This is a genomic window from Hymenobacter sp., assembly GCF_036387835.1.
Classification (GTDB): domain Bacteria; phylum Bacteroidota; class Bacteroidia; order Cytophagales; family Hymenobacteraceae; genus Hymenobacter.
On sequence record NZ_DASVSY010000010.1, the window covers coordinates 1 to 24,740 of the forward strand.

Here is a 24,740-nt window from a genome sequence, read left to right on the forward strand (position 1 = left end):
CCAGAGGCCGGGGTGGTTCCATCGTTGAACGATCTACTAATTCTAATTAACCACTCCGGCCTCCGGCCACCCCTCCTTGAAAAAAAGGAGGGGAGCTTCTCGCTTATCAACTCTAGTCTAGTGCGGATGGGGCGTGGATGGTGGCTACCGATTTGCTCGTCAGTTCATACAGCGCCTGCAAGAACCTATCGACTTCATCCTTCGTGATGTTGAGCGGTGGCAGCAGGCGGAGCACCGTTGGGTCAGAGGCGTTGCCGACGAAGATGTGGTGCTCGGTCAGCAGTTTGTCGCGCACGTCCTTGATGGGGAAGTCGTACTTGATGCCTACCATCAGGCCCCGGCCGCGGATTTCCTCGGCTCCCGCATTAACTTCCAGCTCAGTGCGCAGGTAAGCGCCTAGCTCGGTGGCGTGCTGCAAGAGGTTTTCGTCTTCGATGACTTCCAGCACAGCCAGCGCAGCGGCGCAGGCCAGGTGGTTGCCGCCGAATGTTGTGCCGAGCAGGCCATACGAGGCTTTCAGCTCCGGCGAAATCAGGATGCCGCCGATGGGGAAGCCATTACCCATGCCTTTGGCCACCGAAATGATGTCGGGCTTGATGCCGGCGTGTTGGTGCGCGAAGAACTTGCCGCTGCGGCCGTAACCGCTCTGCACCTCATCGGCAATCAGCAGCACGCCGTGCAGTTTGCAGAGCGCGGCCAAGCCTACCAAAAACTCATCGGAAGGCATAATGATGCCGCCCACACCCTGAATCGGCTCGACGATAACGGCGCAAACTTCGCCGGTTTGCATCACCCGCTCCACTTCGCTCAGCTCGTAGGGCACAAACGAAATAGCGTGGCCCGCGTTGAAGGGCGCCACGATTTTGGGGTTGTCGGTGGCCGCTACTGCCCCGGAGGTTCGGCCGTGAAAAGCGCCTTTGAAGGCAATGACGTGGTTTTTGCCGGTATGAAACGAGGCCAGCTTCAGGGCATTCTCATTGGCTTCGGCACCCGAGTTGCACAGAAACAGCGTGTAGTCGTCGTAGCCCGATACCTCGCCGAGCTTACGGGCCAGCTGCGCCTGAATCGGAATCTGCACCGAGTTGGAGTAGAAGCCGATGTTCTGCAACTGCTCGGTGAGGCGCTGCACGTAGTGCGGGTGGCTGTGGCCGATGGAAATTACGGCGTGGCCGCCGTAGAAGTCCAGGTACTCCTGGCCTTTATCGTCCCACAGCTTGGCTCCTAGCGCCTTAACCGGCGTGATGTTGACGAGCGGATATACGTTGAAAAGCTCCATGGTTTTTTGCGGTTGTTAGCTTTCGACAATAATTTAATCTAACTCAATGTCTAATGTGGCGGGTATATTGTCTTGATTAAGCTCTTTATAAAAGTCTTCATTAATACCGATAAAAGCCATCCCGTCGTACCCTCTGAGCAGAACTGTACGCTCTTTAGATTCAACAGAAGTATGGACTATTTTCATCGCCAATCCGTGTTTCTCAATCAACTCAGCTACAGTAGCTCTGTTTACTTCAGTAATGTTTACAATCCAATCACCTTTTGTAATATTTAGTAAACTGCCAAGTATGTATTTGATACCATCATAGGAATCCGTAGAAAGGAACCAGTTAGCTCCATAGGGAGCGTTTCGAATTACCTCGGCTAATAGCTTAGTTTCAGCATTCATAAGAGTAACGTGAAGTTGTCATGCTGAGCTTGCCGAAGCATCTTGGCAGAACGATATGATATGCGGCGCGGTAGAGATGCTTCGGCAGGCTCAGCATGACGTTCTAGAACATTACAAAAGTCCCGCCTTCAAATTTAAACCCGTCGTTTCCGGCAGGCCAAACAGCAGATTCATATTCTGCACCGCTTGGCCGGAAGCGCCCTTCACCAGATTATCAATAACCGAAGTAATCAGCAGTTGCTTGCCGAACCTTTGCACGTGCAGCAGACACTTGTTGGTATTGACTACTTGCTTGAGGTGAATTTCCTTGTCGGAAACAGTGGTAAAAGGCGCGGCGGCGTAGAAATCCTGGTACAGCTGGCGCGCTTCGTCCTGCGTTAAATCCGTGGGCGTGTAGACACTGGCGAAGATACCACGCGAGAAATTTCCTCGGTACGGAATGAAGTGAATAGCCATTTCCAGCGGGTGCTGTAGTTGCGCCAGACTCTCCCCTATCTCGCCAAGGTGCTGGTGGCTGAACGGCTTGTAGATAGACACATTGTTGGTGCGCCACGAGAAATGCACCGTCTCCGATAAGCTCTGCCCCGCCCCCGTCGAGCCGGTAATGGCCGACACGTGCACATCCTCGGTCAGTTTGCCCGCCGCCGCTAGCGGCAACAAAGCCAGCTGAATGGCCGTGGCAAAACAGCCCGGATTGGCAATGCTTTGCGCCTGCTGAATGCGGCTCTTGTTCAACTCCGGCAACCCGTACACAAACTCCCGGTCGGCAAACTCCTGATCCGCCTCCAGGCGGAAATCATTGCTCAGGTCGATGATGTGGGTGGTAGCTGACAGCGGCGTCTTTTCCAGGAAAGCCCGCGAGTTGCCGTGCCCGAGGCACAGAAACACCACGTCCTCATCCCCCGCCAATTCCGAGGCAAATACCAGGTCTGTCTCGCCCACCAAATCATCGTGTACCTGGTACACCGGATTGCCCGCATTCGAGGAGCTGACAATGGCCCCTAACGCCACGTACTCGTGATGCAGCAGGATGCGGATCAGCTCGCCGGCCGTGTAGCCCGCGCCGCCCACAATACCCACGCGAATGACCTCACCCCCTAGCCCCATCTCCAAAAGAGAAGGGGAACTAGCTTTTAGCTTTTCTTCTAACTCTAGTTCCTCTGACTCTGCTGCTGTTAACTGCTTCTCTACATTAGAGCTAACATCTAGAGCTAGTTCCCCCTCTCCACGGGAGAGGGGGCTAGGGGGTGAGGCCCCCTCCGGCAAGTCGTTGCTATTCCTCATTGAAGGAGCTGTGAATGCGGAGCTGATTGCTGAATATTTTAATGAAGCCCTTGGCGTCGCGGCCGTCCCAAGCGTCGTTTTCCTCGCCGTAGGTAGCCACTTTTGAGCGCATCATGTCATATCTCGACTCGATGCCTTGCAGCTCGAACTGATACGGTTTCAGCGTAACGAACACCTTGCCCGACACCCGCTCCTGCGACGACGTCAGGAAGGCTTCCATATCGCGCATTACCGGGTCGAGGTACTGCGCTTCGTGCAGCAGCGTACCGTACCAGTTGGCGATGTAGTCTTTGTGCAGCTGCTGCCACCGGCTCGACGTGTGCTTTTCCAGCAAATGGTGGCCTTTCAGCAGAATAAGTGGCGCCGGAGCCTCAAACCCCACGCGGCCTTTAATGCCCAAAATAGTGTCGCCGACGTGTGTATCGCGGCCGATGGCGTATTGGCCCGCTAGCTCGTTTAGCGCCTGAATGAGCTGCACCGGGTTCATAGTCTGGCCATTCAAAGCCACCGGCTCGCCCTTCTCGAAGGTAATTTCCACGCTGGTTGGCTCCGTGGCGCTGATTTGCGTCGGGTACGCCGATTCAGGCAAGGCTTGGTTGGACGTCAGCGTTTCGACACCGCCCACGCTGGTGCCCCAAATCCCCTTGTTGATGGAGTATTTGGCCTTTTCCCAACTCATCTCGAAGCCGTGCTGGTTCAGAAAGTCGATTTCCGCCTGGCGCGACAGTTTCAGGTCGCGAATGGGCGTGATGATTTCGGTGTTCGGCGAAATCACCGAAAACGCCACATCGAAACGAACCTGATCATTGCCGGCGCCGGTGCTGCCGTGGGCAATGTAGTCGGCCTGGTGCTCGCGGGCGTACTCGGCCAAAGCCAGCGACTGGAACATCCGCTCCGCGCTGACGCTCAGCGGATACGTGTCGTTCTTAAGGATATTGCCGAAAATAAGGTAGCGCAAACAGTCCCGGTAGAATCGCTCGGTCACGTCAATCACCTCGTGCTTGGTCGAGCCAAGCTCGTAGGCTCGTTTCTCGATGGCTGCTAGCTCCTCCTGCGAGAAACCACCCGAGTTGACAATAACCGTGTGCACCTCCAAACCCAACTCGCGGGTCAGGTACACCACGCAATACGACGTATCTAAACCGCCGCTGTACGCTAAAACTACCTTTTTCATTTGTTAGTATTGAGTAAAGGGTACTAAGTAGCTGGTAGTGAGTAGTGGGTGGTTAGCAGTGAGTTATCTGACGACCAGAAATAGTCTCACTCCTATTCCACACAATACCAATTACCTACCCCTCAGTATTTGATGATTTCAATCGACTCCTGCGCACGCTGGCTGAACTGGTCGTCGAGCTTGTCGTAAACCATGCCGGTACATAGGCACATTTTGCGCTCGTTTTCCATCAGGATGCCGTAGTTTTTGCAGCTAGAGCAGCCCTTCCAGAAATCGTCGCTTTGGGTCAGCTCCGGGAAGGTTACCGGGCGGTAGCCTAGCTCGTTGTTGATTTTCATGACGGCCGCGCTGGTGGTGATACCGAAGATTTTGGCCGCCGGGTATTTGGTGCGCGACAGCTCGAACACGCGGTGCTTGATGGCCCGGCCCAAGCCCTCCTGACGCAGCGCCGTATTCACGATGAGTCCCGAATTGACCACGAACTTGTTGTCTTCGAACGTCTCGATATAGCAGAAACCGGCCAGCTGCTCGTCAACGAAAGCAATAATGGCGTCGCCCTTATCCATCTTCTTTACCAGATAGTTAGGGTCACGCTTGGCGATACCGACCCCCCGCGTTCTGGCGGATTCGGCGTACCATTGACAAAGGGTTTCCACATACTGCGCGTCGGCAGCATTGGCTACGCGTAAAATCATGGTCAAAGCTCGGTTAGTTGCCTGCCTATCAGACAACGGACTCGGAAAGACGGACTGAAAAAAGTATAAGCTACTTACGAATGAAGTGGCTCGGCAACCGGGGAAAAGACCGGAATCAGGGAAAAATCCTGAAAACGAGGAATAATTGGCTTCGCGGGCGGCTGAAGGAGCATTTCTGGCTTACAGTTCGCCAGAAACGACATACTACGTAGGGCTTACACTCGTGTCAGATGGTTATCAGTTTAAGTTCTCTTCAATCGGGGCGATTTGGTGAAGGCCCCGCGCCGGTTTTTGCTCATGCTAAAAACGCAGGCGAAATTGTGCAGCCAGCTTTTAAGCTGGCATTATTCGCACGACCAGCGTGGGTCGTAGCAGAAGCACAAGAGAGGAGAGACGAACCATGACAGTTGCCGCGGGGCGGCGTAAGTGTTTCTGCGGTTTAAATGATTAGAACCGCTAAATCGTTGCAAAACTAGATGTTTTTTTTCGGAAACTTTGCCGGCTCCACGTTAAAAAACCTTTAGCAATAGCGCGCTTCCGATTTGTGGCCAAACGCTAAGGCTTACATTGCCACATTTTATCGCCCTTAGAGCCTTTTTGAAAAGAACGTTACAACCTCCTGCAGAGGCGCAGCCGAAGCATCTCGCGTGCTGATGTAAGAGTAGTAACTGAGCTTACCACACGAGCGAGATGCTTCCGTTGCACCTCTGCAGGACGTTCTATCTGAACATGGCCCCAAGCACGGCCTTTCATCACCTAATTAGCTTATGAGCAAAGTCCTAAAAATATTTAAAATCGGGGGTGGCATCATCGATGATGAAACACAGCTTCGCTATTTTATCGGGGAGCTGGCGCGCATCGAAGGCCGCAAAATACTGGTACACGGCGGTGGCAAAGGAGCCAACCAGATGCTTGCTCGCCTCGGCATAGAGCCCCAAATGGTAGAGGGCCGCCGCATCACCGACGCCGCCACCCTCGACATCGTGACGATGTTTTACGCCGGCAAAACCAACAAGCAAATTGTAGCTTTTCTGCAAGCGGAGGGCGTAAATGCACTCGGCCTGTCGGGCGCCGATGCCAACGCCATTCAGGCCACTAAACGCCCCGTGCGCACCATCGACTACGGCTACGTGGGCGACCTGAACGAGCACAGCATCAATAGCAGCCTGCTGGAGCAACTGCTCGAAGCCAACATAACGCCCGTGTTCTGCGCCATCACCCACGACGGCCACGGCCAATTGCTTAACACCAATGCCGATACCATTGCCAGCACCCTGGCCCGTGCCCTGGCCGGGTCATATGCGGTAGAACTGCACTTTTGCTTCGAGAAAGACGGGGTGCTGACCGACCTCAACGACGAGACGTCGGTGATTCCGCGCATCACGCCTGGGTTGTATCAAACGTTGAAGGCCGACGGCGTCATTGCGGCCGGCATGGTGCCCAAACTCGACAACGCCTTTGCCGCGCTGGAAGCTGGAGTAGCTACCGTGGTTATCGAAAACGCCTTGAAAATCAACGAGCCCGTGAAAACGATTTTATGCCGGAGCTAATCGAACGTCTTTCCGAAGAAGCTATTCAGCTGCTCGTTCAGCTACTTAAAACGCCGTCGTTCTCGCGGGAAGAAGGCGCAACGGCGGGCCTTATTTTCAACTTTCTGGCCGCGCACGGCGCGCACCCACAACGCGCCGGCCACAACGTGTGGGCCGTGGCCCCGCACTTCGAGGCCACCTGCCCTACCCTGCTGCTCAATTCTCATCACGACACCGTGAAGCCCGGCAGCACCTGGACCTACGACCCATTCGGGGCCGTGCTGGAGGGCGATAAACTCATTGGCCTCGGCAGCAACGACGCCGGCGCCTCAACGGTGAGCTTGCTAGCCACCTTCCTGTATTTTCAAGAGCAGCGCCCGGCCTTCAACCTGATTTGCGCCATCACGGCAGAAGAGGAAATTTCAGGCGCGGGCGGCATCCGCAGCGTCCTGCCGCAGCTCGGGAAGATAAACTTAGGCATCGTTGGTGAGCCGACCCAAATGGACATGGCCATTGCCGAAAAGGGCCTCGTGGTGCTGGATTGTGTAACCCACGGCCGCACCGGCCACGCCGCCCGCGACGAAGGCGAAAACGCTTTGTACAAAGCCCTTCCCGATATTCACTGGTTTCAGCACTACCAGTTCCCGCTGGTATCGGAACTGCTAGGCCCCGTGAAAACTACCGTTACGCAGGTGCAAGCCGGCTCGCAGCACAATGTAGTGCCCGACAAATGCCAGTTTGTGGTCGATGTGCGCACCAACGAGCTGTACAGCAACGAGGACATTGTGCAGCTAATCCGGGCGCAGGTGGGGGCCGATGTTACACCCCGCTCCACGCACCTCAACTCTTCCCGCATTGCTCTAGACCATCCGCTGGTGCGTAAAGGGCTGGCGCAAGGCCGCCGGGCCTTCGGCTCCGCCACCCTGTCCGACCAATCCATGATGCCCTTCGACACCGTTAAAATCGGCCCCGGCGACTCGGCCCGCTCCCACACCCCCGACGAGTACATCTTGCTCAGCGAAATCCGGGCAGGAATCCGGGGCTATATAGAACTGCTGGATGGTTTGGAATGGTGATGTAACACACCAACTTTCAGTTGGTGAACCCCGAACGTCTCCAGCGGTGCGCCGTGCAATGAAGTCTTGAAGCATCATCTACGAATTAGCAGCAACTCACCAACTGAAAGTTGGTGTTACACTCAGCAATATGAAAATTTGGGATAAGGGCATTGCCGTTGACAAGAAAATCGAGCAGTTCACGGTCGGCAAAGACCGGGAGCTGGACCTGTATCTGGCCCGGTTCGATGTATTGGCGTCTAAAGCTCAGGCCAACATGCTGGCTAAGGTTAATCTGATTTCGGGCGAGGAAAACCAGCAGCTTCAGTTAGGCCTGACGGAGCTGGCAGCCCAACTAGAGGCAGGCACCTTCACCATCGAGGAGAGCTTCGAGGACGTCCACTCGAAAATCGAGGCCTACCTGACCGAGAAATTCGGGGATGCGGGCAAAAAAATTCACACGGCCCGCTCCCGCAACGACCAGGTACTCACCGCCATTCAACTGTTTCTGAAAGACTATACCGAGCAAGCCGCCGCCCAAATCATGGCGCTGGTGGCGGTACTACTGGAAAAGGCCGAAGCGCACCAAACCGACCTGATGCCGGGCTACACGCACTTTCAGGCTGCCATGCCGAGCAGTTTCGGCCTGTGGTTTTCGGCTTACGCCGAACACCTGCTCCTCGACTTGGCCCTGCTGGAGGCCGCCCACACCGTAGCCGACCAAAACCCATTGGGTTCGGGCGCCGGCTTCGGCAGCAGCTTCCCCATCGACCGGCAGCTTACCACGCAGGAAATGGGGTTCGGCAACCTCGCCGTTAGTTCAGTAGGCGCCCAGATGCTGCGGGGCAAAACCGAGAAAACCGTGGCCTTCGCACTGGCCGGCGTGGGTGCTACCCTCTCGAAAATGGCTTACGACTTAGTGCTCTACAACAGCCAGGACCTAGCTTTTGTGGAGCTGCCGGCCGCCTTTACCACGGGTTCCAGCATCATGCCCCACAAGAAAAACCCCGACGTGTTCGAGCTGGTGCGGGCCCGCTGCAATGCTCTGCAAGGCTTGCCCACCACCCTCATGCTAACCACCAACAACCTCCCGAGCGGCTACCACCGCGACTTCCAAATCCTGAAGGAGATTCTCTTCGAGCCGATGATGCAGTTCCTCGACATTCTCGACATCCTGCTCTTCGCGCTGCCTCAACTGCGCATCAAGCCCGATTTGCTGAATCAGCCCAAGTACGATGGCATCTTCTCGGTCGAGAACATCAATCAGCTTATTCAGGCTGGCGTGCCGTTCCGCGAAGCCTATGTGCAGGTGGGGCAAGCTGTGGAGCAGGGCCGCTACATACCGCACCGCAAGTTTCACACTACGCATTTGGGCAGCGTCCACAACCTAGGGTTAGAGGAAATCCGGGCGAAGGTGGCCCGAGTGCGCGAGACTAGCCGCGTGCTACAAAACGAATAAAGGCATCAATAGAGCACTATTACCATACCTTTTCTCGCCGTTGCAAAAAATATTTTTCAATATGATTAAAAAGATGAGCTTTATAAAAAACTGAATAACAATCGATTGCATTAGAAGTATTAAAAATGGTAAGTATATACTCACCAAAAGAAGTGAGCTAACACTTACTAGTTAACTAATTCTTTGTAATATTGCTCCCGCTACCAGCTAATGAATCCCCCCCATCAGCTAGTAGCCAATTCCCACGCTCCGTTTGAACAGGCGCAAACCCCACCCCGCCTGTAGTATTTTCGAATACCGGACAGCTTGCTAGATGCAGTTGTTTCGCCACTATTCGAACCCAAGTAGCCGGCCGCTTCGACTTACGTTCGAGGCGGCCGGCTTCCGTTTGTGGCCATGCCATTCCTGCAAAGCGCTGCTTTAGCAGTACCTATTGATACACTTAGCTTTGAGGTAGAAAGGCAGTCTCGTTGGAGCAGACGAAACGCAAAAGCGCCACGGCAGCAGTCTGGTCGCAATTTAATTATGGCGAATCTCCTTTAGGGCGGGTAGGCGCTGCTCAATAACTACGGTGCCACTTGCTATTCACGCTTTTTCAGCCCGTTAGCGAACTTCCAGACAACTAATACCCCGGCTATAAACTGAATCGCTAACCCCAGCAATATAAGGAAGTCGCTACCTGGATAGCGCTGAACTTTAAAGAATGCTGCCATCAGCACCAACCCCATTCCAACCAACAACAGAATAATTAACAAACGATAGGATAGCTTCATGGGGCTTGGTGATGGGGAAAGCGAAATAACAGGGATACGACAAGACAGTTTCATAGTTCGGCCGATGCAAGGCCCGTATCGACAGCATAAGAAATGTAAAAGCCCCAACACCAGTGGATGTTGGGGCTTTTGCCAGTGAGCACAAGCCAAAGCTTAGGCTCTATTTTACAAGTGAATCACTTCGCCGTAAGCTGCAGCCGCAGCTTCCATCACGGCTTCGCTCATGGTGGGGTGCGGGTGAACCGACTTAATGATTTCGTGGCCGGTAGTTTCGAGTTTGCGGGCAACCACCACTTCGGCAATCATTTCCGTCACGTTCGAGCCAATCATGTGGGCACCGAGCCACTCGCCGTACTTCTTGTCGAAGATTACTTTCACGAAGCCATCTTTCACGCCACCTGCTGAGGCTTTGCCGGAGGCAGAGAAAGGGAACTTGCCTACCAGAATGTCGTAGCCCTGCTTTTTGGCTTCGGCTTCGGTGAGACCCACGGAGGCAATTTCCGGGGTGGCGTAGGTGCAGCCCGGAATGTTCTGGTAGTTGAGCGGCTCGGGGTTGTGACCCGTAATTTTCTCGACGCAGATAATGCCTTCGGCCGAGGCTACGTGGGCCAGCGCCGGGCCCGGAATAATGTCGCCGATGGCGTAAATACCGGGCACGTTGGTCTGGTAGTAGTCGTCGACGATGACGCGGCCGCGCTCCACTTTGATGCCTAGCTCTTCGATGCCGATGTTTTCCAGGTTGGTGGTCACGCCAACGGCGCTCAGCACTACATCGCAGGCAATTTGCTGCTCGCCTTTCTCGGTTTTGACGGTCACGCTGCAGCCTTCGCCGCTGGTGTCCACTTTGGTTACCTCGGCGCTGGTTAGCACGTTGATGCCCATTTTCTTGAACGACTTTTCCATCTGGCGCGACACTTCCTCGTCCTCAACGGGCACGATGCGGGGCAAGTATTCCACCACCGTCACCTCCGAGCCCATGGCCCGGTAGAAGTACGCAAACTCGACGCCAATAGCGCCCGAACCAACCACCACGAGGCGCTTGGGCTGCTTTTCGAGGCTCATGGCTTTGCGGTAGCCGATGATTTTCTTGTCGTCGACGGGCATGGTGGGCAACTCGCGCGAACGGGCGCCGGTGGCCAGAATGATGTGCTTGGCTTCTACCGTGTCCTTGGTGCCGTCGGCTTTGGTTAGCTCGACTTTGCCGGGGGCCAGCAGCTTGCCGGTGCCCATGATGGCGTCGATTTTGTTCTTTTTAAACAGGAAGTTGATGCCCTTGCTCATGCCATCGGCCACGCCGCGGCTGCGGTTGATGACGGCGTTGAAGTCGAAGCTCACGCCTTCGGCTTTCAGGCCGTATTCGCTGGCGTGGTTGAGGTATTCAAACACCTGAGCACTTTTGAGCAGCGCTTTGGTAGGAATGCAGCCCCAATTGAGGCAGATGCCCCCGAGCGACTCTCGCTCGATGACGCCGACTTTCAGACCAAGTTGGGAGGCGCGGATGGCGGCCACGTAGCCGCCCGGCCCAGAGCCGACCACGACCAGGTCGTATTGCAATGCCATAGTGTTTTCAGGTTGAAGGTGAAAAAGGAAACTCCGCGCCGGGCTGATAGCCGCCCCACGGGGTCGACAAAGATAGGCAGGCGGCGCATCTACCCAACAGCTAGAAGCGGGCATCGGTTCTTGGTTGCTCTCCCTCCTACCTTGGCTGGATTATCTGCCAGGCGAAAACCACCAAATTCATTTACCAGAAGCATATTTGAGGGAATCTGTTAGTGGGCGCGGCAACCTGTGAAGCAGGCTCTGATCAGGCAAAAAGGCTCGTAGTAAGCAGGCAGTTGAGTTGGCGAAAACCTAAGCTTTTGCTTTGCCAGCAAACTTTTAGGGCATTCCCAAAGAATCAAGCCATTGAGAAGAACGTCATTCCGAGGCACGAGGAATCTCGCGTGCAGTGGTAAACCTAGCTTTCAGAAATTATCATTGCTCGCGGGATTCCTCGTGCCTCGGAATGACGTTCTTTTTCGGATAGTTCTTGTCTTGATCTTCTGTCTTTTCCAAACAAATCAATTAGGTGCGGTGGATGCATCTTTTTATGGGCACGCGTAGTTTCTGAAATAAGCGGCTGTGCTGATGTTGGCTGTTAGCTAAAGCTGGTTCCTTATTGGTCGCTACGAATTTTCTGTGCTTCTTCCTGCCCCCATTGCGCCTCACTTTTGTATGCTTCGCCGCCTACTTGTTTTGCTTTCTGTTGCTGGCAGCCTGTTGTTTTTCGCGCAATGCGCCTCCGTTGAAGCGGACAAGAATACTGCTACTTCGCAACGGGCAATTCGCCTGGAGCGCGCCGAGCCCTTGTTGCTCGACTCGGCGGCCCTAACCAATGCCACGGCTTCGGCGGCGGGCGCCACAGCGGAAGTTGCCAAATCCACTTCCGAGTACCGGGCTATGGTGGAGGCGGCTGATGCGCTACTGGCTAGTACGCCCGGTGATGTGCAGGTGCTGCTGGTGCGGGCCAAGGCCAAAAGCCACCTTCGAGAGTACGATGCCGCTATTGCCGACTGCAACACGGCATTGCGTCTATCACCTAACCAAGCGGAAGCCTTTTACCAACGCGGGCTCAACCGCCTCAAAATGAAGCAGTCTCCGGCGGCTGTCACTGATCTAACGAAAGCTATTCAGTACAATCCGCAGTACAAAGAAGCTTTCTTTGGGCGCGGGGTGGCCCGTATGCAAACCCTCAACTTCAGAGCCGCCATCCCTGACTTCACCGAAGCCATCCGCCTCGACTCCATCTATGCCGATGCTTACGAATACCGCGGTATCAGCTACGCCTCCCTCAATAAACCCGCCGAAGCCAAAGCCGATCTGGAAAAAGCCGTTCAATTGAACCCCAAAGCCGAGCGAAGCCTCCGGCGCTACGTGGAGAAGTAACGCGAAGCTCCCGCTTCCGCGCACGAGCAAAGCGAGTATCTCGCGTCAGGACCAGATGGCGTGGTTACGGATACTCGCTTTGCTCGTGCGCGGAAGCGGGAGCTTCGCGTTACTTTCCAACTAGCAGCTTCAAATAGAAGCTTGGCTTGCGGAGCCGTTCGCGCATGTCCAGGTCCAGGAACATCATAGACAGCGTTTCGGCAATGGTGGGGTTGCTGGCGGCGCGGTTGGCAATGAAATTGAACAGCCACGGGTAGTTTAACAGACGCTGCATAACCCGACTCAGGCGCAACTCCTGGCCGAGGCGGTTATACACGGCTTTATCATAACCCACCAAGAAAGGTGGGGTGAAATCCTGCACGGCGAGGGCCCGGCAAGCCCAATCGGCGGCGTGGCGGCCCGACACCATGGCGTGGCTGATGCCCTCGCCGCTGAAGGGGTCGATGAGCGAGGCAGCGTCGCCGAGTAGCAGGAAGTTGCGACCGGAAAGTGAACGGCGCTTCGAGCCGAGGGGCAAACCGAAGCCCCGCACTGGCCCTAGCCGCTCGGCGCCGGCAAATCGGTCTTTCAGGGCTGGATGTGTAGCGAGCATAGCTGTGAGCTGCTCGCGCAGGTTCACTTTCTTCTTCGACACAGCTTCGGTGAGCATACCTACTCCCACGTTGGCCTCGCCGTTGGGCAGGGGAAATACCCAAAGGTAGCCGGGCAGAAAATCCTTGATAAAATGCAGCTCGATGAAGTTGTCGGGGTGCATGTTGCGCACGCCTCGGTAGTAAGCCCGCAGGCCGGCACAGTGGTGTGCGGGCTCTAAGGCGTGCCCGCCGATTTGCCGCGCAAAGACCGACTGCGCCCCGTTGGCGACCAACAGTAGCCGCGCCAGTACGACCGGCTGCCCATCCGCGTTTTTCAGCAGCCACCGTCCATCGGGCTGTTGCTCCTGCTGGCTGATGTCGATGCCTTCCCGTAGGTCTATTTCGGGGCGGCGGCGTACTTCTTGGATGAGGAAGTTGTCGAAGTCGAGGCGTTTGCTGATGTGGCCGGCAGCGTGGTCGGTGGCGGGGTTGTAGCGCGGCTTGAAGGGAACCGTCAGCTTGCGGCCGTTGGGAGCGTAAAAGTCGATGCCCCAAGAAGGAAGCTGCAACGGCGCCATTTCGAGCCGAGCAGGCAGGTCGGCATCGACCCGGCGTAATTCACTTAACACCTTACCGCTCAAAGCGTCGCCGCAGACTTTGTCGCGGGGGAAAGTCGCTCGGTCGAGGAGCAGGCAGGGCTGACCAGCGTTGGCGAGGTGCAATGCCGCCGTGGCGCCCCCCGGCCCGGCACCTAGAATACAGATGTCAGTTTCAAGCATAATTTCTCAGCTGATAGCTGTTGGCTGCTAGCTATTAGCTTCCAGAGACCACAGAATGCTGCGCAAGCTACGGCAAAGCATTCTACTGAACAGTGCTTGGCTTGCTCAGTTGCAGCTTATAAAAAGCCAACAGCTAGCAGTTAACAGCTAATAGCCTCTTTTGCTACCTTCGCCCCATGACAAAACTACTCGACGGAAAAGTAGCCCTCATTACGGGCGCCTCTAAAGGAATTGGCCGCGCCATTGCGGTGCATTTCGCCCAATTAGGCGCTCAGGTGGCTTTCACCTATCTCTCCAGTGTGGAGAAAGGTCAGCAGCTTGAAGCAGAGCTGGCCGCCCACGGCACCAAAGTAAAAGGTTACCGCTCCGATGCCTCCGTGTATGCGGAAGCCGAAAAGCTGGTGGAAGACGTGTTGGCCGATTTTACCAAGCTGGATATCCTCGTCAACAACGCCGGCATCACGCAAGACGGCCTGCTAATGCGCATGAGCGAGCAACAGTGGGACCAGGTAATAGCTGTGAACCTGAAGTCGGTGTTCAACCTCACCAAAGCGGCCACCAAGCCTATGATGCGCGCCAAAGCCGGGAGCATCATCAACATGACCTCGGTAGTTGGCATCAAAGGCAACGCTGGTCAGGCCAACTACGCCGCTTCGAAATCAGGTATCATCGGCTTCACGAAGTCGGTGGCGCTGGAACTCGGCTCGCGCAACATCCGCTGCAACGCCATTGCCCCCGGTTTCATCGAAACCGAAATGACCGACGCCCTCGACCCCAAGCAAGTAGACGAATGGCGCAAAGCTATTCCGCTCAAGCGCGGCGGCTCCCCCGAGGACGTGGCCAAAGCTACCGCCTTCCTGGCCTCCGACGACTCTGGCTACATCACCGGCCAGGTGCTGCAGGTTGATGGCGGCATGCTAACGTAACCCACATGGCGACGCCGGAAGAGCACGCAACGCATGATGCAGAAGCCGAAAAGAAAATCATCAGCGACGTAGAGCAGTATGGGTCTCACATTGGTCAAGTTAATAGCAATGGCTATTCACCTAGCTTTTCCTACACAATTGGGTTATTTAAGTCGTACGGATACCCGGAGCTGATTTGCTTCGGGCTGAGTCTTGACTTGTTACACTCAGTACTTTGGTCAGGTAAAGAGTTGTTAGACAAATATCCTGCGCCTGACCAAAGCCTTGGTTACCCCGACTTTTTAGGAGACTACGATGTACGCCTTTTAACCGTAGACAAGGCTTGGTACAAAGACTATTTTGGCTATGCCAAGTGGTTCTACGGAAATTGGAATTTCCCGGCGCTGCAAATAGTGTGGCCCGATAAGCAAGCGCTGTTTCCTTGGGAAGAAGGCTTTAATCCAAACTGGAAATTCGGACAACCGTTGCTTGACCGAAATATTGATTTTAAGTTTCGTGAAGAACGAAATCTAGGAGTTTTTACAACGCGCCAGGTCTTGGAGGGACAGCCAATTCTGCGCGTGTCTCACGATACCGACGGCGACTGGCAGTTTCTATGTGACACAACCTCTGACGTAGCCGACTTGAAAATAGTGGCTTTGGAAGAGGTAATTCAGCGTGATGCGTCCATCAATAACCTGTTCCAGCTCAACTATGGCTGGTCGGCATGGCGCGAAACGCTAGAAGATGCTTGGGAGACATGGGAGAAGGATATAAACGAGGCCGAAGAAGCAGAATAATACGTTCCAAAAATCGTAAGCTGATTGATTAATATTTCCAGGTTGATAAGTAACTGAAGCTAGCTCTCAGTTACTTATCAACCTAGAGCCTCATCCTCAGCTTGCCGAAGCATCTGGCGTGCTGACGTTACCCCATTGTAGAGACGCGACGCGTCGCGTCGTTGAACGACTGGAATGGGGTCTTTATAAACAACGTCAGCAACGACGCGACGCGAAGTGTCGCGTCTCTACCTCGTTCTACCTCAGCACACGAGATGCTTCGAAAAACTCAGCCGGACGGGCTTTTGTATGCTCCTCCCTTACTCCGTCAGCTTGAAGGCGGCTTCTTGCACGTCGCGGGAGTTACCACCGACGAATACTTGGAAGTCGCCGGGCTCGGACACGAACTTTAGGTCGGCGTTGTAGAACTTCAGGTCGTCGGGGCTTAGCTTGAAGGTCAGGGTGCGGCTTTCGCCTTTCTTCAGCATCACTTTTTGGAAGCTTTTCAACTCCTTCACCGGGCGCGAGATGGAGCCGACCATGTCTCGGATGTAGAGTTGGGCCACTTCTTCGCCGTCGTAGTTGCCGGTGTTTTGTACGGTTACTTTCACCTCCAGCGTGGCCGAGGAGGTTAGCGTGCTAGTGCTGAGTTCGGGTTTGCCGTATTTGAACGTGGTGTAGCTCAGGCCGTAGCCGAAGGGATAGAGCGGGTCGTTGCTGACGTCCAGGTAGCGCGACTTGTACTTGTCGAGCGCCACGCCGGCGTAGGGGCGGCCGGTGTTTTTGTGGTTGTAGTAGATAGGTACCTGGCCGACTACCTGCGGGAAGGTGGCCGTGATTTTGCCCGAGGGATTGTAGTTGCCGAACAGCACGTCGGCAATGGCGTTGCCGGCTTGGGTGCCGGCAAACCAGGTTTCCAGAATGGCATCGGCGTTTTTGTCTTCCCAACTCAGCGTGAGTGGGCGGCCGTTCATGAGCACCAGCACCAGCGGCTTGCCGGTTTTCTTGAGCGCCTTGAGTAGCTCCAGCTGCTGCCCCGGCAACCCAATATCGGCGCGGCTGGCGGCCTCGCCCGTCATGCCCTGCGACTCGCCCACTACGGCCACTATTACGTCGGCGCTTTGGGCGACTTGCACGGCCTCCTGCATCATCACTTCCGGGGCGCGTTTGTCGATGTTTAACTCGCCGCCGTGGGCGTTGAGGCGGGCTATCATCTGCTCGTCGTCGGTGACGTTGGCGCCTTGGGCGTACACCACTTTCACGGCGTTGCCGGCTACATTTTTCAGGCCTTGTTCTACCGATACGGCCTGCTTCCAGTCGCCAGCACCGCTCCAGTTGCCAATCATGTCGCGCTGGCGGTTGGCCAGCGGGCCGATCAGGGCAATGGTGCCGGATTTTTTGAGAGGCAGCGTGTTTTTATCGTTTTTGAGAAGCACTAGGCTTTTGCGGCTGATGTCGCGGGCGTCGGCCATGAACTGTTTGTTCATCATGGTGGCCTTGGCGCGCTTTTCCGTTACGGCGCGGTAGGGGTCTTCAAAAAGGCCGAGCTTGTACTTGGCTTCCAGCACCCGGCGGCAGGCGGCATCAATTTGCTCCTGCTTCACGGTCCCGTCTTTCAGGTTTTGAGCCAGATTTTTCAGGAAAATTTCGCCTACCATATCCTGGTCAATACCCGCATTGACGGCCAGCGCCGACACCTGCGCGTCGTTGCCCATGCCGTGAGCCGTCATTTCGTTGATGGCGGTGTAGTCGGTAGCCACGAAGCCTTTGAAGCCCCATTGGGTGCGAAGCAGGTCGGTCATTAGCCATTTGTTGCCAGTGGCGGGCGTGCCGTTGATGTCGTTGAAGGAGCTCATGACAGAGCCTACGCCCGCATCGATGGCGGCTTTGTAGGGCGGCAGGTACTCGTTGTACATGCGCACCAGGCTCATATCGGTGGTGTTGTAGTCGCGACCGGCTTCGGCGGCGCCGTAGAGGGCAAAATGCTTGAGGCAGGCCATAACGTTGGTGGGCTTGCTCATGTCATTGTCGGGGCCCTGGTAGCCGCGCACCATCACGCGGGCAATTTGAGCGCCGAGGTAGGGGTCTTCCCCCCCACCTTCGGCAATGCGGCCCCACCGTGGGTCGCGGGCAATGTCGACCATGGGCGAGTACACCCAATTGATGCCGTCGGCGGCGGCTTCTTCGGCGGCAATGCGGGCGCTCCGCTCGATGGCGGGCAAGTCCCAGGAAGCAGCTACGCCAAGCGGAATCGGGAAGATGGTGCGGTGCCCGTGAATGACATCGTAGCCGAAAATCAGCGGAATGTGCAGGCGCGACTCTTTCACGGCCAGTTCTTGCAGCTTGCGCGCTGCTACGGGCGTGTAGGTGTTGAGCACCGCTCCTACCGCGCCCTTCCGGATGTTGGCGTCCACATCCTTGCTCACCACTGGCCCCGTCACATCAAAGCCGACCGATACCAGATTCAGCTGCCCGATTTTCTCTTCCAGCGTCATCTTCCGCATCAGGTCCGCCACAAACTTGCCCATCTTGGGGTCATCGGCAGAGGCTACGGAAGTTGTAGGGGTTGTCTTTTGGGCTTGCAGCTGTGGCGTTAAGGCTAGGCCAAGCGAAAAAAGCAAAGCCGTTCGGAGGGTTCGTTTCATGTGGGAATAAGTGAAGGATTGGTAGGTGAAGAGGAAACAGGCCACCAAGCGAAGAGTAGAACGTCTTACCGATGTATCTGGCGTCTGCGCCGCCGGAGCCGAAGCATCTCGCTTGGGTGGTAGTCTCAACGAGGCAAGCCAGATGCTTCCTTCGTCAGCATGACACTATCATCCTTACATCAGCACGCGAGATGCTTCGGTTACGCCTCTGCACGACGCTTAGGCACCCTACTTCTTGATTTGTGGGCTTTCGAAGCCAAGCTTAGTTAAACCGCGCTGCACGTCGGGGCTGCTCATGAAGAGCTTCCAGAGTAACCCACTGCGGTGGTTTTCTATCATGACCACAATCGGGCCCTGGTCGATGGCCAGGTGCGACTTGGCGTACCAGTTGTGCTGCTCACTGAACCCGTCGACAAAGCCGTACTCGCTCCAGATGTTGTCACCGAGGTCGTTGTAAAAGTGCTTGAGGGCGGCCATGGACTCGGCGGGTGCATAGGGCATGGCGGAGAGGGCCGCGGTGGGCGAAATCACGCCGAGGTCTTCGGTGGGTGAGTGGGCGGCGTAGCCTTGGTAGCTATCGGAGGCAGTGAGGCCCCAGTTGTTGGGGCCGTAGCCCTTGTACTTCTTGGGGTTGGCCACGCAGTAGGCATAGTTGATGCGGGTATGGGCCTGGTTTTGCTGCATGTAGTTGGCATACTGGTCTTTGAGGCCGCGGGGGTCAAGGCCCATAAACGAGTAATGCGAGAAAAACAGCGGGCCGCCGTAATCGAAGCCTAGGGGCAGGTTGGTTTGATAGAACTCCTTGCCGTTGCGGAAATGCTCGCCAGTGGCCCAACCCTGGTCGTACACCTTTTTGTCGATGGCGTACTTGGGCGATGATGCGGCCAGCACGTAGGTGATCAGGCACTCGTTCCAGCCGTGAATCTGGTGGTTCATGCTCCAGCCGTTATTGGGGCTCCAGTGCCAGTAGAGCACATTTTGGTTGCCCTGCGTGTGCCAGTTCCACTCCACCCCTTCCCACATCCACAGGATATGGTTGCGCAATTCCTGCTCGGTTTTCGTTTCCTGCGTGAAGTACTGGCGGGCGCACAGCAGGCCCTCAAACAGAAATGAGGTTTCCACCAGGTCACCCCCGTCATCCTTCTGGCTGAAGCGAATCACTTTCCCCGTTTCCCCGTTCAGCCAGTGCGGAAACACTCCGTGGAACGAGTCCGACTTCTCCAGAAACTTCACGATTTTCAGGATGCGCGCAGCAGCCTGCTCCCGCGTAATCCATTTGCGGTTCGCGGCCACGATGATGGCCATGATGCCGAAACCCGTACCACCGGTTGTCACTACCTCGTTGCCGTACTCGTAGGCCACGTTGCTCCGCTCCCGGGCCATGCCGGACACCGGGTGCCCGAAGTCCCAGAAGTAGCGGAACGTCTGCCGCTGCACCTGATCGAGCAACTGTTCGTCGGAGAGGTTACGGGGCCGCTGCTTCGGGTCGAATCTGGCAGTGGGCGCGGCTTTTTTTGGTGCGGGCTTTTGCTGCGCGTGCAGCCAGCCAGGCAGCAGCAAGAACAGCAGCAAGATGAGTTTTGTCTTCATAGGATCAACCCGCGCTTAATACCCCGGATTCTGCGTCAACTGGCCGCCGCTGAGGTCGATTTGCTGCTGCGGAATAGGGAAAAGCTCGTTCTTGTTTTTCACGAAGGTTTTGCCTTGGGCGGCGAAGATGGGCACGATACGGCCGGACTGCACGCTTTCCTGGCGTACCAGGTCGAAGAACCGGTCTTGCTCCAGGGCCAGCTCTACGCGGCGCTCTTGCCAGATTTGGGTGAGCGTGGGCGCGGCAATGCCGGTCAGGCCGGCGCGGGTGCGTACCAGGTTCAGGCTGGTAGCGGCGGCGGCCATTTGGCCGGTTTGCAGGGCCGCTTCGGCGTTGATAAGCAACACGTCGGCGTAGCGCAGGATGCGGACATTTTTGGGCAGGTAGTCGTTGTTGCCGCAGTTGGCTTCGCGGGTGCGACTGTGGTAGGCTTTGTAGCTGTAGCGCGGGCCTTGCACCGAATCCTGGCTTGGAACTCGGAACCCGTCCCACAGCACGGTGCCGGTCGAGCGTTGACCGGCCGGGGCCGTAGGGTTGATGAAGATGATGGAGCCGGCCCGGCGCATGTCGTTGGCTTCGTAGGCATTCGCCAAAGCCTGCGTGGGCGTGTTAAAGCCAAATCCTAGGTCGGCCCAACCACCTCGGCCACCGGAGCGCGGCCCCTGGCTTACGGTGTAGATATTCACGGCCGAGTTGTTGCAGGCGGCATTTATGCCCGTCTGGATTTCAAAGATGGACTCCGAGCTGTTGGCGCCCGCGGTCCGCCACACGTCGGCGTAGACGGGATACAGGGCGTAGGCGCCCGAGCGGCCCTGAATGATTTCGTTGGTCAGGGCGTAGGCTTGCTGGTAATTTTTCTGGTACAGATACACCTTGGCCAGCATAGCCTGCGCGGCGGCCTTGGTGGCCCGGCCCGTTTGGGTGGCGGCTTTCAGCGGCAGATTGTCGGCGGCAAACTGCAAGTCACTCACAACCAGCTGGTAGATTTGCTCGGCCGTGGCGCGGCGCTGAAACTGCGGGTCGTTGATTTCGGAAGTGGCCGGCACCCGGTCGATTAGCGGCACCCCACTGTACAAGCGCACCAAGTTGAAATAAATGTAAGCGCGCAGAAACCGTACTTCCCCGAGCAGTTGGTTTTTGGTGGCTTCCGGAGCCGGGCTCAGTGGAATCTTATCCAGGGCCTGGTTGGCGCGCGCTATGGCCTGGAAGTGCCCGTTCCACACGTTGTTGACGACGCTATTAGTACCCGTCAAGGTGAAGTTGTCTACCGCGGCGGCATCGGGAAAATCGGTGGGCGTACTGCCTTTATCGGTGTCGTCGGAGGCAATGTCGGTCAGGATGATGAACTGAAAGCTGTGCACGTCGGGGCCGAAACCACCGATATAAAGCACGTTGTACACGCCATCAACCAGCTTTTGGGCGGCAGTGGGGTCGGTGCGGATAGCATCTTCGCTGAGCTGGCCCTGCGGAGCCACGTCGAGGTAGTCGTTGCAGCCGCTAACCAGGGCCAGCGTGAATGCCAGGGCCGCCGTGCCGGTGCGGCGCGAGAAAGAGGTGGGAAGTTGGAAAGACATCGGCGTAGCTTATTTGAAGTTGACATTCAGCCCGAGCGTAACCACGCGGCTAATAGGATAAGACCGGGCCTCAATGCCCGAATCGAGCGGACCACCCGACAGCTCCGGCGTGAAGCCGCTGTAGTTGGTGATGGTGAACAGGTTTTGCGCCGAAGCAAACACTCGCAACGAGCTCAGTCGAAACCGTTCCAGCGCCGTGCCCGGCACCGTGTAGCCCACTACCAGGGTGGTTAACCGCATAAAATCTCCCGACTCCAGAAAATAAGTGGAGTTGGGCATGCCATTGGTCAGGGCGCGGGGGTTGGAGTTGGAAGGGTTAGTGGCCGTCCACCGGTTGTTGGCGAAGTCGGCTTCCACGTTGTCGGTGTTGGTGGTGCGCAGTTGCTTTTTGGCGTTGTATACCTTGTTGTTCAGGTTGCCCGACAGCACAAACGAGAAGTCCACATTCCGGAAATTCAGCCCGCCATTGATACCGTAGTATATCGGCGGCTGGTAGGAGCCGAAGTAACGCCGGTCCAGCAAGTCAATCACACCGTTGCCGTCGGTGTCGGCATATTTTAGGTCGCCTACCTGCGGCGTGCCGAAGGTAGAGCGAGGCGAGTTGGCTATTTCGTCGGCCGTTTGGTACACGCCAATGGCTTCGAGCAGGTAGAAGCTGCCCGCGGCCACGCCGTTGTCGGAGCGGGTTACCAGGCCTTCTCCCCCAAATAAAGCCTGACCGCCGTTGAGGTTGGCAATGCGGTTTTTGTTGAAAGTGGCATTCACCCCGAAGTTGTAGCTCCAGTCGTTGCTGCCGCCGAGGCTGGCCCGCCAGTTCAGGCCCGCCTCAAGGCCGCGGTTGGTAATATCGGCGGCGTTAGTGATGTACTGGTTGTCGGGGTCGCCCAGAATGCCGGGGATGTTCACGTAAATCAGCGCGTCGGAGGTGGTTTTGTCGTAGTAAGTCACCTCGCCGGTCAGGCGGTTGTCGAGCAAGCCAAACTCCACGGCCAAGTCGTACTCGGTGCTGGTTTCCCACTGCACATCGGCATTCTTGATGTCCGTAATAGTGGCGCCCAGCACGGGCTGCCCGTTGAACACGTACGGAATGTTGGAATTGGCCGTCACGATGTAGGAGTTGGCCGTAGCTACCGCGCAGCTTCAGGAAGTTCAGCACGCCGTTGTCCTGCAAAAAGCTTTCCTCCGACAGCACCCACCCCACGCCCACCGACGGAAAAAAGCCGTTGCGCTGGTTGCGGTTGAACTTCGAGGTAGCGTCGCGGCGCAGGTTGGTCGTGAACAGGTACCGGTCCTTGAAGGTGTAGTTGACGCGGCCCAAAAACGAGAGGCGCCGGTCTTTGGAAGCCGCGGCATTGTTCACCGCCGTATTCGGGTCGCCGGTGTTGAGGTACCACTGGTTCGGGTCGGTAGGCACGTCGCGGCGGCTGCTCGACGCCTCATCGGCTTTGCCTTCTTCCACCACCTGCCCCACCAGCAGGGTCAGATTGTGCTGGTCGTTGAAGGTTCGCTGAAAGGTGGCCGTGTTTTCCCACAAATAGCGGTAATTGTTGTTTTGCGTCAGGGCCAGGGTGCTGCGCTGGTTGCGCTGGTTGCCGCCCGTGGTCAGGAAGGTGGTCTGGTCGTTGAGGTACTGATAATCGTAAACCCGCCGGTTGTTGTAGTTGAGGTCGACGTTGATGGCCGAGCGCAAGGTGAGCCCCGTTACGGGCTTCACATCAACTCCCACGTTGCCCTGCAAGCGGTTCTCGTACACCCGGTTGTTGTTTTTCTCGATGTCGAGCACCGGGTTGCCCACGTTGCCGAAGGCCGAGGTATTGCCGTACAGGTCGCCCACTTTGGCCGGAATGACCGGCGCCGCCCGGTAGGCGTTGTTGTAAGCCGTTACGATGTTCACGTCGCGGGTGTCGGCGTGGCTAAACGAGGCCTGCGAGCTGATAGTAACTTTCTCGGAAAGGTCGAAAGCCGTGTTGGAGCGCACCGTCAGGCGCTTGAACTTGTTGCTGACAACAATACCGTCGTCCTGCAACAGGTTGCCCGAGAAGTAGTACCGCACATTCTCACTCGCCCCCGACACCGCCAGATTATGGTTTTGATAGGTGCTGCGACGCAGAATTTGGTCGTACCAATTTGTACTGCCCGAGTAGTCGGGAATGGTGGTGCTGGGCGAGATGTCGCGCAGGTAGCTTACGTATTGGTCGGCGCTGGCCATATCTACTACCCGGGCCGCCTGCTTGAAGCCGCCCGTGCCGCTGTAGCTGAGCACCGGCTTGCCGAGCTTGCCCTTTTTGGTGGTGATGATGATGACGCCGTTGGCCCCCCGCACCCCGTAAATAGCTGCCGCCGAAGCATCTTTCAGGACGTCGATGGTTTCAATGTCGGCATTGCTCAGGTTGCGGATATCGGTGGTTTGCACCCCATCGACCACGTAAAGCGGATCGGCACCGGCCAGCAGGGTACCCGTGCCCCGAATGCGCACCGTGGGCTGCGAGTTGGGCGCGCCGTTGGTGGTGATTTGCACGCCAGCCACTCGGCCCTGCAAGGCTTGGGTGGGCGTTTGCACCGGCTGGTTTACTATTTCGGCGCCTTCTACGCGGGCCACAGCACCGGTTAAGTCACGCTTGCTTTGCGTACCGTAGCCCACCACCACTACCTCGCTCAGCGCCTTGCTGTCGGGGGCCATGGTGAGGTCGACGGTGGTGCGGCCACCCACGGCCACTTCCTGCGCGGTGTACCCCACAAAGGAAAACACCAGCGTGGCGTTGTCCGGGGCCGTGATGGTGTACGTGCCATCGGGACTGGTTTGGGTGCCGTTGGTGGTGCCCTTCACTACTACGTTCACGCCCGGCAGGCCAGACCCGGTTTCATCGAGCACCTTGCCCGTAATGTTGATGTCGGCGGTCGCCAGGGGCTTCAAAATAATATCGTCTTCCACAGCCTCGTATTTGATGCGCAGCGGGTCGAGCAGTTTGTGCAGCACCGCCGCCAGGGGCTCGCTGCTAACCGCTATCGATACCCGCCGACTAGCGCCAATCAGCTGCTTGCTGTACTGGAACCGCACGTCGGACTGGCTTTCAATCTTGTGCAGTACCGCGTACATCGGCTCGTTGCGGGTTTGCAGCGTAATGGGCTGCTCCAGAAGATCTTGGGCGCTGGAAGCATGCGGCGTTGCCAGGCTGATGGTGCTCAGCACCGTAAAACTCAGGGCTTGAAGCAGGGCTACCCGCCGAAGGAAGCGCCCGGATGGGAATTTGGGTAGTAAGGGAATCATGCGAAAACGGGAATTTGGTGGGGACTCATGACGAGGCGAGCTTTTCGCGGCTCAACTAGCAGGGCTA

General features: G+C 56.6%; 18 protein-coding genes. 6 read left to right on the forward strand and 12 right to left on the reverse strand.

The genetic code is table 11. The annotated features are described in order from the left end of the window. Positions 1–112 precede the first annotated feature (112 nt). The 5 genes from VF639_RS01890 to VF639_RS01910 all read right to left on the reverse strand — a co-directional run bounded on the left by VF639_RS01890 (position 113) and on the right by VF639_RS01910 (position 4,819). The gene (locus VF639_RS01890) at positions 113–1,276 is read right to left on the reverse strand and encodes an aspartate aminotransferase family protein (protein ID WP_331144183.1); all 1,164 of its coding nucleotides are present in this window, start codon (positions 1,274–1,276) and stop codon (positions 113–115) included. Positions 1,277–1,309: 33 nt separating this feature from the next. Next, positions 1,310–1,666, reverse strand: a complete 357-nt coding sequence (locus tag VF639_RS01895) for a hypothetical protein (RefSeq protein ID WP_331144184.1) — start codon at positions 1,664–1,666, stop codon at positions 1,310–1,312. 111 nt (positions 1,667–1,777) lie between these two features. Continuing rightward, positions 1,778–2,773 (reverse strand): N-acetyl-gamma-glutamyl-phosphate reductase, encoded by a 996-nt coding sequence (argC, locus tag VF639_RS01900; RefSeq protein ID WP_331144248.1) that lies wholly within the window; start codon positions 2,771–2,773, stop codon positions 1,778–1,780. 166 nt (positions 2,774–2,939) lie between these two features. Next, positions 2,940–4,124 (reverse strand): argininosuccinate synthase, encoded by a 1,185-nt coding sequence (argG, locus tag VF639_RS01905; protein WP_331144185.1) that lies wholly within the window; start codon positions 4,122–4,124, stop codon positions 2,940–2,942. 122 nt (positions 4,125–4,246) lie between these two features. Next, positions 4,247–4,819: a GNAT family N-acetyltransferase gene (locus tag VF639_RS01910; protein ID WP_331144186.1), complete on the reverse strand. Its 573-nt coding sequence runs from the start codon at positions 4,817–4,819 to the stop codon at positions 4,247–4,249. A 767-nt stretch (positions 4,820–5,586) separates the two neighbouring features. Between VF639_RS01910 and argB the strand changes: the two genes are divergently transcribed. The 3 genes from argB to argH all read left to right on the forward strand — a co-directional run bounded on the left by argB (position 5,587) and on the right by argH (position 8,862). After that, the gene (gene argB / locus VF639_RS01915; protein WP_331144187.1) at positions 5,587–6,369 is read left to right on the forward strand and encodes an acetylglutamate kinase; all 783 of its coding nucleotides are present in this window, start codon (positions 5,587–5,589) and stop codon (positions 6,367–6,369) included. Continuing rightward, entirely contained in the window at positions 6,357–7,424 is a 1,068-nt protein-coding gene (locus VF639_RS01920) for a M20 family metallo-hydrolase (protein ID WP_331144188.1), read from the forward strand. The genes argB and VF639_RS01920 overlap by 13 nt, the downstream gene beginning before the upstream one ends. Before the next feature lie 130 nt (positions 7,425–7,554). Beyond that, positions 7,555–8,862, forward strand: a complete 1,308-nt coding sequence (gene argH, locus VF639_RS01925) for an argininosuccinate lyase (protein ID WP_331144189.1) — start codon at positions 7,555–7,557, stop codon at positions 8,860–8,862. Positions 8,863–9,443: 581 nt separating this feature from the next. Here the strand turns inward: argH and VF639_RS01930 are convergent. Then, complete coding sequence (locus VF639_RS01930) at positions 9,444–9,635, reverse strand: hypothetical protein (protein WP_331144190.1); 192 nt, start codon at positions 9,633–9,635, stop codon at positions 9,444–9,446. A gap of 165 nt (positions 9,636–9,800) precedes the next feature. Next, positions 9,801–11,195 carry a dihydrolipoyl dehydrogenase gene (gene lpdA / locus VF639_RS01935; protein ID WP_331144191.1) on the reverse strand — a complete coding sequence of 465 codons (1,395 nt, stop codon included), beginning with the start codon at positions 11,193–11,195 and terminating at the stop codon, positions 9,801–9,803. 654 nt (positions 11,196–11,849) lie between these two features. Between lpdA and VF639_RS01940 the strand changes: the two genes are divergently transcribed. Then, on the forward strand, positions 11,850–12,560 hold the full coding sequence (locus VF639_RS01940; RefSeq protein ID WP_331144192.1) for a tetratricopeptide repeat protein: 711 nt from the start codon (positions 11,850–11,852) through the stop codon (positions 12,558–12,560). Positions 12,561–12,669: 109 nt separating this feature from the next. On the opposite strand, the gene VF639_RS01945 is transcribed toward VF639_RS01940, so the two are convergent. Next, the gene (locus VF639_RS01945) at positions 12,670–13,911 is read right to left on the reverse strand and encodes a geranylgeranyl reductase family protein (RefSeq protein WP_331144193.1); all 1,242 of its coding nucleotides are present in this window, start codon (positions 13,909–13,911) and stop codon (positions 12,670–12,672) included. A 176-nt stretch (positions 13,912–14,087) separates the two neighbouring features. On the opposite strand from VF639_RS01945, the gene fabG reads away from it, so the two are divergent. Both fabG and VF639_RS01955 read left to right on the forward strand, forming a co-directional pair. Then, entirely contained in the window at positions 14,088–14,837 is a 750-nt protein-coding gene (gene fabG / locus VF639_RS01950; RefSeq protein WP_331144194.1) for a 3-oxoacyl-[acyl-carrier-protein] reductase, read from the forward strand. Positions 14,838–14,842: 5 nt separating this feature from the next. Then, positions 14,843–15,616: a DUF4262 domain-containing protein gene (locus VF639_RS01955; protein WP_331144195.1), complete on the forward strand. Its 774-nt coding sequence runs from the start codon at positions 14,843–14,845 to the stop codon at positions 15,614–15,616. Between the two features lie 299 nt (positions 15,617–15,915). Here the strand turns inward: VF639_RS01955 and bglX are convergent, their stop codons facing one another. The 4 genes from bglX to VF639_RS01975 form a co-directional block, all read right to left on the reverse strand. After that, positions 15,916–18,240 carry a beta-glucosidase BglX gene (gene bglX / locus VF639_RS01960; protein WP_331144196.1) on the reverse strand — a complete coding sequence of 775 codons (2,325 nt, stop codon included), beginning with the start codon at positions 18,238–18,240 and terminating at the stop codon, positions 15,916–15,918. Positions 18,241–18,468: 228 nt separating this feature from the next. Next, positions 18,469–19,830, reverse strand: a complete 1,362-nt coding sequence (locus tag VF639_RS01965; protein ID WP_331144197.1) for a glucoamylase family protein — start codon at positions 19,828–19,830, stop codon at positions 18,469–18,471. Between the two features lie 15 nt (positions 19,831–19,845). Then, complete coding sequence (locus VF639_RS01970; protein WP_331144198.1) at positions 19,846–21,405, reverse strand: RagB/SusD family nutrient uptake outer membrane protein; 1,560 nt, start codon at positions 21,403–21,405, stop codon at positions 19,846–19,848. An 856-nt stretch (positions 21,406–22,261) separates the two neighbouring features. Further along, a complete protein-coding gene (locus tag VF639_RS01975; RefSeq protein ID WP_331144199.1) occupies positions 22,262–24,673 on the reverse strand; it encodes a SusC/RagA family TonB-linked outer membrane protein in 2,412 nt (803 codons plus the stop codon). Between the last annotated feature and the right edge of the window lie 67 nt (positions 24,674–24,740).